General features: G+C 62.9%; 8 protein-coding genes. 4 read left to right on the forward strand and 4 right to left on the reverse strand.

Features of this window, described 5'->3' with window-relative positions; translation table 11 throughout:
- The 3 genes from ENZ74_RS17200 to ENZ74_RS17210 form a co-directional block, all read left to right on the forward strand.
- Positions 1-319, forward strand: a 319-nt coding sequence (locus ENZ74_RS17200) for a flavoprotein (protein WP_281059710.1), incomplete at its 5' end; no start/stop codon positions are given.
- A complete protein-coding gene (locus ENZ74_RS17205) occupies positions 312-1,706 on the forward strand; it encodes a DUF6513 domain-containing protein (RefSeq protein WP_063167852.1) in 1,395 nt (464 codons plus the stop codon). The genes ENZ74_RS17200 and ENZ74_RS17205, both read left to right, overlap by 8 nt.
- Before the next feature lie 4 nt (positions 1,707-1,710).
- Positions 1,711-2,301 (forward strand): DUF447 domain-containing protein, encoded by a 591-nt coding sequence (locus tag ENZ74_RS17210; protein ID WP_063167853.1) that lies wholly within the window; start codon positions 1,711-1,713, stop codon positions 2,299-2,301.
- Between the two features lie 20 nt (positions 2,302-2,321).
- On the opposite strand, the gene ENZ74_RS17215 is transcribed toward ENZ74_RS17210, so the two are convergent.
- On the reverse strand, positions 2,322-3,359 hold the full coding sequence (locus tag ENZ74_RS17215; protein ID WP_024504387.1) for a hydantoinase/oxoprolinase family protein: 1,038 nt from the start codon (positions 3,357-3,359) through the stop codon (positions 2,322-2,324).
- Between the two features lie 44 nt (positions 3,360-3,403).
- On the opposite strand from ENZ74_RS17215, the gene ENZ74_RS17220 reads away from it, so the two are divergent.
- On the forward strand, positions 3,404-4,102 hold the full coding sequence (locus ENZ74_RS17220) for a HisA/HisF-related TIM barrel protein (protein WP_063167854.1): 699 nt from the start codon (positions 3,404-3,406) through the stop codon (positions 4,100-4,102).
- A gap of 137 nt (positions 4,103-4,239) precedes the next feature.
- On the opposite strand, the gene fae is transcribed toward ENZ74_RS17220, so the two are convergent.
- The 3 genes from fae to ENZ74_RS17235 all read right to left on the reverse strand — a co-directional run.
- Positions 4,240-4,746, reverse strand: a complete 507-nt coding sequence (gene fae, locus ENZ74_RS17225; protein ID WP_013532036.1) for a formaldehyde-activating enzyme — start codon at positions 4,744-4,746, stop codon at positions 4,240-4,242.
- A gap of 149 nt (positions 4,747-4,895) precedes the next feature.
- A complete protein-coding gene (locus tag ENZ74_RS17230; protein WP_335919129.1) occupies positions 4,896-5,771 on the reverse strand; it encodes a triphosphoribosyl-dephospho-CoA synthase in 876 nt (291 codons plus the stop codon).
- The coding region (locus ENZ74_RS17235) for a RimK family alpha-L-glutamate ligase (protein ID WP_127312884.1) at positions 5,768-6,595 on the reverse strand (828 nt) is incomplete at its 5' end. The genes ENZ74_RS17230 and ENZ74_RS17235, both read right to left, overlap by 4 nt.

The raw sequence follows: 6,595 nt of genomic DNA on the forward strand, positions 1-6,595 counted from the left end.
CTATCACACGGTCGTGGTGGCGCCGGCCACGTCCAACACGGTCGCCAAATGCGTGCATGGCATTTCCGACACGCTCGCCACCAATGTCTTTGCCCAAGCGGGAAAGTGCCGTGTGCCAGCCATCGTCTTTGCTTGCGACACTGCGCCGGAACTCGAAACCCAGGCACCGCACGGACTGGTCAAGGTCTATCCGCGCAGGATCGACCTGGAAAATACCAAACAGTTGAAGAGTTTCGAGCGGACCCTGGTGGTCGAGTCGCTCGCTGATCTCGAAGCCTCGCTCACACGGCGCCAGGCCGAACTCGCAAGCGATGGCTGAGCGGCTGGTTTTTCTTACCGGCCATCTGGCCAAGGCGCGGCTGGAACGGCTGCTGACCGGGCTGGGCAGAACCGAATTCGTGTGGGAAATCGTCGACGTCGGCGTCAAGGTCGCCGCGCTGATGAGCGAGGACATCGTGAAGCGTCGGCTCACTCTGACAGGAGACGTCGACCGCGTCATCCTGCCCGGACGCTATCGGGGAAACATCGAACACCTGTCGGAGCATTTCGGCGTGCCCTTTGTGCGCGGCCCCGACGAGATCGCCGACCTTCCGGCCTTCCTTGGCCGGGCGGGCAAACCGCCGGATCTGACGCGTCACGATATGCGCATCTTCGCCGAGATCGTCGATGCGCCGATGCTGTCGGTCGAGGCCCTGATGGCGAGGGCCTCGATGCTGGCTGCGGCCGGCGCGGATGTCATCGATCTGGGCTGCCTGCCGGAGACGCCGTTTCCGTTGCTGGCTGAGGCAGTGCGGGCACTCAAGGCACAGGGGTTTGTGGTCAGCGTCGATTCGGCCAGCGCAGACGAACTGTCGATCGGTGCGCACGCCGGCGCGGACTATCTTCTCAGCCTCGATGAGAACACGCTGCCGTTGATCTTCGACCATCGGGCTACGGCAGTGTTGATACCCTCCATCCCCGGCGATCTGGATTCGCTCGGCCGGGCGATTACCGCGGCACAAAAGGCCGGCGTCGCCTTCATTGCCGATCCCGTGCTCGACCCGATCCATTTCGGCTTCGCCGTTTCACTCGGGCGCTTCATCGAGGCGCGGCGCCGTTGGCCGGACATCGAATTGCTGATGGGCACCGGCAATCTCACCGAATTGACCGACGCCGACAGTTCCGGCGTTACAGCCGTGCTAGCGGGGCTCTGCTCGGAACTCCGGATCCGGAACGTGCTGACGGTGCATGTCAGCCCACACACGGTGCGGACGATCGAGGAGCACGATATCGCCCGCCGCGTCATGTTGGCTGCTTGCACGGACGGCGCGTTGCCGCGCGGCTATCACCCAGGCCTGTTGCAGGTCCACGATCGCAAGCCTTTCACAGCCTCAACCGACGATATCGAGGCATTGGCGGCCCAGGTGCGCGATGCCAACTTCCGGATCGCGGTAGCGGAGGACGGCATCCATGTTTTCAATAGCAAAGGGCATGCGGTTGCCACGGATGCGTTCGAACTTTTTGCCTGGCTGGACGTCAACGCCGACGGCGCACACGCTTTTTACCTCGGCGCGGAACTGATGAAGGCGGAGATCGCGTGGCGGCTCGGCAAGCGTTATGTGCAGGACGAGCCGCTCGCATGGGGCGTTGCCGCGCCGGCACCCGAAACCGACCGTACCCGTCTTGCCGAGCCGGGCAAGACGCTCCGCGCAAGGAAAGAGCGCTAGGACCATGCCCTACATTCGCGAATCGATCATCACGACGGTCAATAAGGCAGGCAACGTCCACATCGCGCCGATTGGCATCATTGCCGAGAATGACGGTTGGGTTATCGCGCCGTTCCGGCCGTCGGTCACGCTCGACAATCTCGCCGAAGTGCCGTTCGCCATCGCCAATTATACTGACGACGCGCGTGTCTTTGCCGGCTGCCTGACAGGCCGCAAGCATTGGCCAACCGTTCCGGTTGACGGGTTCCCGGTGCCGAGGCTCGAGGCGGCGCTGGCGTATTCGGGCCTCGAAGTCCGGGCGGTCGATGACAATGGTGTGCGCCCCCGCCATTTCTGCCGCGTGGTGCGGGAGGAAACGCTCGCGCCGTTCACCGGCCTCAACCGAGCCAAGGCGGCGGTGCTTGAGCTGGCCATCCTGGTCAGCCGGCTCGGCATGCTGCCGCGCAACAAGATCGAGGCGGAAATCGCCTACCTTTCGATCGCCATCGAAAAGACGGCAGGCGACGGTGAAAAGGAAGCCTGGGGCTGGCTGATGCAGCGTGTCAGCGATCACTTGACCGCCAAAGGTTCGGATAGCGAGGACTCGCGAGCATAGGCGCGAGCGCCGCAACCTGCTTACGAAGGATATCCCGCCAAAAGCGCCACTGCGGACGCAGGTGCCGCGCTGCTCGCTTGCCCGCGAACAGTGTCATCGGCGGGGATGATGTCGGCGAAATCGACGTAACTGCGTTCCATGCGTTCGGCCAGCCGCCTGATCTGCCAGCGACCGCTTCCGGCGCCGACGATCGGGACATCCCGAGACAGGGTTCCGGCAACCAGCGCCGCTGCATCGTGCACTTTGCGCAGTTGCTGCTCGCTGAACCAGCGCGCGACTTCACCCCATTCCGGCGGGGTGAGGTCGGTGGCGTCGCGCCCCACCATGCGCGCCAGCCGCGCGATCGAGCCGTCCACAGTCTTTTCCTTGCCGTCGGCGGGAGGGTGCCTGTCGTCGTCCTCGTCGAGCACGCCCAGGATGCGGTGAGCGTCGGCGATCGAGGCGAAATATTCGTTCATCAGCGGCGTTAGCCTGCCATGGACGGGAGCCGACGAGGCTACGCCGAACAGGAATGTCCTGGTAAAGCCGGTATAGACCAATTCGCCGGTTAGAAGCCGTCCGGCATCGGTGTAGCCGTCATTGGCCACGGCGCCGTTCTTGATGGCGATAATATCGGTGGTGGTGGAGCCCATGTCGACGAACAGGGCATCGCCGGCGAGTTTTGCCACCAACAAGGCTGTCGCGTGCCAATTGGCGGAAGCCACATCGGCGGTCAGCTGCGCTGCCCGCTCGACTCCGACGAAACCGGATGGTCCGGCATAGACCAGCTTTTTGTCTGCGGGGAAATGGGTGGAAATCTGACCCAGCAGAGCCGCCACGCCGGCATCGCGGGACGGAAAGATGTCCGACAGTTCGCCCGTCATGGTGAATGCGTTGAGATCCGCACCCGCGTAGATCGGAGCCGTTTCGTCGAGGGCTGAAGCCAGCTTGTCCAACCCTTGCCAGAGCGGCGTTGCGATCGTTACCGCCTCGACGATGCGACCGTCTTGTGCGCGGGTCACCTTCAGATGCGCGCCGCCAATGTCGAAACCGGCAATGATGCCCTTTCTTTTTTCCACGCTTCAAGCTTTCATGACGGGGGCAATTGGTCGGTGAAAAAGCGTTGCGTATCATTCCGGTTCTCGACCTGAAAGACGGCGTGGTGGTTCGCGCCCAGCAGGGAAAACGCGATCGCTACAGGCCGATCGTTACGCCGCTCAGCCGAAGCCCTGATGTGGTCGCGGTCGCTGAAGGACTGCGTGGGCTTTATCCTTTTTCCACCTTCTACATCGCAGATCTGGACGCTATCGAAGGCGGAGCGCCAAACAGCGACGCACTCGCCCGGCTGAGGACGATGGCGGAGCCGCCGGAACTTTGGGTCGATGCCGGCGTGGCCGACGAAAAGACACTTTTGGCGGCGCTTGCCGAACGCTCGCTGTCTCCTGTTCTGGGCTCTGAATCGCAGCGAGACGACATGTTGCTGCGGCGTTTTCGCGATCATCCCGATCTCATCCTGTCCCTTGATTTCGTCGGCGATAGTTTTTGCGGGCCGCGTTCTCTTCTCGATGAGCCCGAGCTTTGGCCGCAAAAGGTGATTGTCATGACGCTGGCCAAGGTCGGTGCGGCCGCCGGTCCCGACTTCGGGCGGTTGCAGGAGGTCAAGGCCAAGGCCGGAAATCGCGCTGTCATTGCGGCCGGCGGTGTCCGCGACGAGAACGACATCAGGGCCTTGTCCGCCATGGGCGTCGCCGCGGCACTGGTCGCAACCTCATTGCACAACGCTACGCTCACGCCCGGCCACCTCGCGTCACTCGGCGCCTGATCGTCGTTGCTCGTCAGCTCCCGAAGGGCGTGCGCCCTTCGGGAGCTGACGTTTCAAAAGCCCAGAACCTTTTTCAGCCGGCGCAACAGACCATCCGTCTCAGAAGAGGGTTTTTCCTGTGCGGGGCTGTCTCTTGTCTAGGCTGCGAACGGATGCTTGACCTTGTCGCGCTGGGCCGTTGCTTCGGCGGCGGTCGGGGTTCCTGCAACGGCGCGCTGGATGGCTTCCTTTGTCGCCTCGTAATTGTATTTCTGGATCTTGGCGTCGTCCGCCGCGTCCCAATGGATGAATACCCCGACGCAGATGAACACGTCGTCTGCTTCGTTGGCCGGAATGGTCCCGTCCGCAACGCTGTCCTGCACGGCCTTTGCCACGGCGTGCTGCGCCGGGCCGAACATCTGGACCGCCTGTTTGGCACCCTTGATCGTGACCTTGTTGAACATCACGGTGTTGGGTTTGCATTGAAGATTGGGCGCGATCACCGCCAAAAGCGAAGTAAAGCCGTCCTTGTTGTTGGTAAGCGCGTTGCAAAATGCCGTTTCGACCGCGCTCCCCCGCGGGCCGATGAGCAGGTCGACATGCGCGACTTCGTTGCCGTCTCCCACCAGCGATTCACCGACCATAACCTTTGATATTTTTGCCATGCCAATTTCCTCCAAGACACAATTATGATGTCCACGGACGCTGCAACCGAGCAGGCGCTCGATGGACAGCTATCCTTGTTGGCAGCGTCCGGATTTGCCCGGACCGGTTGGCTAGATAGCCGCGGAAGCACAGCTTCCGCTTTTGGAAGTCAAGCACCAACGCCGCGATTATGCAAGGTGAGGGCGAGGGTGTGGACTAAAAGAGTAGCCACGGTGAGGTCGGCCGAGGTGCCGGGGTTGATGTTGTCGGCCTTCAGCCGGCGGTCGAACTCCATGAGCAGACGAATGCGCGACGGTTCGTCGCCCTCGGCATGGAGCGCCGCCTGAACGGCAACGGCTTCCTGCCGCGCCTGATTTGCGACGTGAACGCCGTGCTTGCGCATCACATGGCTGTCGGGGAAGCCGGCGAGAAACGCCATGTAGACGAACACCGTCGGCCACATGCCGTCTTCTTCACGTGCCAACGCTCCATCCAGCGCGGCGAGCCCGACCCCGAACACGTCGCCGAAACAGTTGCTGTACTGGCGAGCGATCATGTCGCGGTCGGCAGCCTCCCTCATCGCGTCCAGCAAATGGACCTTCGGCTCCTGCCGCACATCGTTGGCGGCTTCTCCGAGGCCGCCTGGCGCGGCCGTGACGATCGCCTCGAATACCGCCTTGGTATCCTGCACGCTCAAAGCCCGAAGCAGCGAATCGAGATTGTCACGCAGTCTGTCACCGCCCATTTCGGCGGCGCATATCAGAGGCCCTGCCAGAAGGATGATTCCGAGATTGGTATTGGTTGCGACCGCCAGTCGTGTCGCGCGCACCGCCTCCAGCATCCGCTGCCCGACCGGCAGACGAGGATCGGTCAGCGGCCCGGAGGAAACCTCCGCACTTGTCATGAACTGGGCGGCGGACATGCCGTGTCCGTCGGCGAACAGATGGACGTTGCCCGGCTTTAGGGCTTCGATCTCCATCCTGCAGGCATTCTTATAGCTGGCCCGGAGGCGTTCACGCGAAAGCACCACCTTGCCCGCCCTCACGAATTCGCAGGCGCGGCAAAACGGTAGGGCCGCGGTGCGGCGGCCGCCTCGGCGCGGTCGGCCAGAAGTTTCAGCAAGGCATCGGCGATTGCTTCGGCGATGTTCACGGCGACCACCGACTGCAATCCCGACCATGCGGGCATGCTGTTCACTTCGAGTATGAACAGATTGCCGTCGTCAGCCCGCACGATGTCCACGCCGGCAAAATCCGCGCCGACCGCGGCTGACGCAGCGACGGCCAGCGATGCCAGTTCCGCCTTGCCATGTTCGGAAACCTGTTCCGGCACGCCACCCCGGTTGACGTTCGTGATCCAGTCGTCGCTGATGCGGCTCATCATCGCCACGGTCTCTCCGGCGCAGACAAACACGCGGAAATCCCGGAAAGGCGGACCGGCACGCGACACATATTGCTGAAGGTAGTAGACGCTGTTCACCTCTTCTGCGGCCGGCAGGTCCGAGAACGTGCGGATCAGCTTTATGCCGCGGCCTTGCGCCCCGAACAATGGTTTCAGCACCAGCGGTCCCCGCGGAAGCTCTTGCGCCGCGACCTCCTCGGCGACGGCAAGTCCTTCTACGGCAAAGGTGCGTGGCGTAGGCAGGCCGGCATTTTTCAGGAGGAATGTCGTCATCGACTTGTCGACGCAGCGCTCGATCGCCTGCGCGGAATTCCATACGGGAACCGACAGTCTGCTTAACGCGTGCAGCACCCCGAGGCGCCGGGTAACCGCTTCGAACGATCCGGCGGCGATCGAACGGACGAGCACGGCGTCGGGCAGCGTGCCGCCGAAGCCGGGGATCGCAAGTCCGCTCGGGCTGCTGGTATC

This window comes from Mesorhizobium sp. M7A.F.Ca.CA.002.15.2.1 (genome assembly GCF_003998715.1).
Lineage (GTDB): Bacteria > Pseudomonadota > Alphaproteobacteria > Rhizobiales > Rhizobiaceae > Mesorhizobium > Mesorhizobium ciceri.

Bases quoted from the DNA above. Each gene is read 5' to 3' on its own strand.
- ENZ74_RS17205 (WP_063167852.1), top strand. From the start codon at position 312: ATGGCTGAGCGGCTGGTTTTTCTTACCGGCCATCTGGCCAAGGCGCGG.
- ENZ74_RS17210 (WP_063167853.1), top strand. From the start codon at position 1,711: ATGCCCTACATTCGCGAATCGATCATCACGACGGTCAATAAGGCAGGC.
- fae (WP_013532036.1), bottom strand. From the start codon at position 4,746: ATGGCAAAAATATCAAAGGTTATGGTCGGTGAATCGCTGGTGGGAGAC.